The sequence below is a fragment of the Lacticaseibacillus manihotivorans DSM 13343 = JCM 12514 genome, from assembly GCF_001435035.1.
Lineage (GTDB): Bacteria > Bacillota > Bacilli > Lactobacillales > Lactobacillaceae > Lacticaseibacillus > Lacticaseibacillus manihotivorans.
The window spans coordinates 1-221 of record NZ_AZEU01000104.1 but is presented as its reverse complement, the minus strand read 5'-3'; the positions used below and the strand labels follow the sequence as shown (position 1 = coordinate 221).

Here is a 221-nt window from a genome sequence, read left to right as displayed (position 1 = left end):
CCCAAAGGTGAATCCCTAGACGCTGTCAGCCCACAAGCTGTCGCCGAAACTCAAGATCGGCTCAACCGCCTCCCTCGTCGCCAACTCAGATATCGGACGACCGAGGAAGTCTTCGTCGCTGAGCGCGCTCGAGCTCAGCGACGAGCTGCCAAGGTAGTCGTAGCCAGCTAACTCAACTCATCAAAGATAACAGTTCATCTCACGGTGTCGTGCCATGGGGT

At 57.0% G+C, this 221-nt stretch carries 1 pseudogene; it reads left to right on the top strand.

The features are described 5' to 3' along the window. Nucleotides 1–171, top strand: a pseudogene (locus FD01_RS16950) (IS30 family transposase); the annotation flags it as partial. Between the last annotated feature and the right edge of the window lie 50 nt (nucleotides 172–221).